This is a genomic window from Bradyrhizobium sp. P5_C11_2, from assembly GCF_054049755.1.
In genome coordinates this window covers 1-2396 of the sequence record NZ_JBFULT010000824.1, presented here as the reverse complement: position 1 = coordinate 2396, position 2396 = coordinate 1, and the positions used below count along the sequence as shown (strand labels likewise).

Annotated in this window: 3 protein-coding genes; all 3 read right to left on the bottom strand. The window is 61.7% G+C overall.

Annotation, left to right across the window (positions count from 1 at the left end):
• The coding region (locus tag ACXJL8_RS39055; protein ID WP_456686817.1) for a DUF47 domain-containing protein at positions 1-344 on the bottom strand (344 nt) is incomplete at its 3' end.
• Between the two features lie 155 nt (positions 345-499).
• Positions 500-1468: a branched-chain amino acid ABC transporter permease gene (locus ACXJL8_RS39050; RefSeq protein WP_456622927.1), complete on the bottom strand. Its 969-nt coding sequence runs from the start codon at positions 1466-1468 to the stop codon at positions 500-502.
• Between the two features lies 1 nt (position 1469).
• A complete protein-coding gene (locus ACXJL8_RS39045) occupies positions 1470-2339 on the bottom strand; it encodes a branched-chain amino acid ABC transporter permease (RefSeq protein WP_456622928.1) in 870 nt (289 codons plus the stop codon).
• Between the last annotated feature and the right edge of the window lie 57 nt (positions 2340-2396).

Below are 2396 nucleotides of genomic sequence, written 5' to 3'. Positions count from 1 at the left end.
CGCATCGGCGGCTCGAAGGTGCGAACCTCGAACAGCATCACGGCCTTGGCGGTCTGCTGCATCTGGTCGATGGCGTCGTCCATCGACGTGATGAGGTTCTTGATGTCGCCCCGGTCGAACGGCGTGATGAAGGTACGGCGCACCGCGGTCAGCACCTCGCGGGTGATGTTATCGGCATCGTTCTCGAACTGGTTGACGCGCTGGCAATAGACCGGCGTCTCCTCGCCCCCGTTCAGCATTCCCTGGAGCGCGACGGAGCCCTGGATCACGGTCTGGGCATGGCGGTCGAACAGGTCAAAGAACCGTTCTTCCTTGGGCAGGAAGGCGCGAAACCATCGCATCATGGGATAGGCTACCGGTTGGAAATGGCCCGGCCCGAGCAGGCCGTCATAAAACTGTCATAGACCATTTTCGACCCGCGCGCGTGCTACCTCACGCCCGCGGAACCGGATCATCCACCGCTTTCACGCAGCCTATAAATTTACATCAGATCAATAGCTTAGAGTGATCGTCGGAAGTAGTGCGCGATTTCACCGACCACGCCGCGGCGGAAGGTGAGCACGCAGATCACGAAGATCGAGCCCTGGATCACCGTCACCCACTGGCCGAAGCTCGCCAGATATTGCTGCATGGCGATGATCGCGAAGGCGCCGACCACGGGCCCGAAGATGGTGCCGAGACCGCCGACCAGCGTCATCAGCACGACTTCGCCGGACATCGTCCAGTGCACGTCGGTGAGCGAGGCATTCTGCGCCACGAACACCTTCAGGGACCCGGCAAAGCCGGCCAGCGTGCCTGACAGGACGAAGGCCAGGAACTTGTACTGGTCGGTCCGGTAGCCCAGCGAGATCGCGCGCTGCTCGTTCTCGCGGATCGACTTCAGGACTTCGCCAAACGGCGAGTTGATGATGCGGTAGATCAGCAGGAAGCCGGCGAGGAAGCCGACCAGCACGACATAGTAGAGGACGGTCGGCTTCGAGAGATCGAAGAGCCCGAACATGCGTCCCTGCGGAATGCCCTGGATGCCGTCTTCGCCATGGGTGAATGGCGCCTGGAGGTAGATGAAGTACAGGAGCTGCGACAGCGCCAGCGTGATCATCGAGAAATAGATGCCCTGGCGGCGGATCGAGATGTAGCCGGTCACGATCGAGAGCAGGAAGGCACCGGCGACGCCGACGAGGATGCCGAGTTCCGGCGGCAGCGCCCATACCTTCAGCGCATGCGCGGTGCAATAACCGGCCGTCCCCAGGAACATCGCGTGGCCGAACGACAACAGGCCGCCATAGCCGATCAGAAGGTTGAAGGCGCAGGCGAGCAACGCGAAGCACAGCGCCTGCATCACGAAGAACGGATAGACCCCCGTGAACGGCACCGACGCCAGCAGCAGCGCCATCACCACAAACACGATCATCTCGTCGCGCATCGCGCGCGGGGTCGCCCGCAGCGTATCGTCCGTCAAGGCTGTCATATCAGGCCGCCCTTCCCGTCAATCCGGTTGGCTTCACCAAGAGCACCAGCACCATCAGCACGAACACGACGGTGTTGGAGGCCTCGGGGTAGAAATACTTGGTCAGGCCCTCGATCACACCGAGCGCGAAGCCGGTGATGATCGAACCCATGATCGATCCCATACCCCCGATCACGACCACCGCGAACACCACGATGATGAGGTCGGCGCCCATCAGCGGCCGCACCTGGTTGATCGGCGCCGAGAGCACGCCGGCGAGCGCGGCAAGGCCGACGCCGAGACCATAGGTCAGCGTGATCATGCGCGGCACGTTGATGCCGAAGGCGCGCACCAGCGTCGGGTTTTCGGTCGCGGCGCGGAGGTAGGCGCCGAGCCGCGTCTTCTCGATCAGGAACCACGTCGCGATGCACACAATCAGCGAGAACACGACGACCCAGCCGCGATAGACCGGCAGGAACATGAAGCCGAGATTCATGCCGCCCCTGAGCTGGTCAGGAATGGCGTAAGGCAGGCCCGACGATCCAAAATAGTTCTGGAATACGCCCTGCACGATCAGCGCAATGCCGAAGGTCAGGAGCAGGCCGTAGAGATGATCGAGTCCGGTCAGCCATTGCAGCATGGTCCGTTCCAGGATCATGCCGAAGATGCCGACGACAATCGGGGCGATGATCAATGCCGGCCAGTAGCCAATGCTGAGATAATCATTGTTCAGCAGGAAATAGGCGACGAACGCGCCCATCATGTAGAGCGCGCCATGGGCGAAATTGATGATGTTGAGCATGCCGAAGATCACGGCAAGCCCGAGACTGAGCAGCGCGTAGAACGAGCCGTTGATCAGTCCCACCAGTAGCTGAGCGTAAAGAGCCTGCATCGATCCCGCACCCGGTCCCTTCGGCGTTCCCTTAAAGTCGCCCGCAGGCCGAAAGGC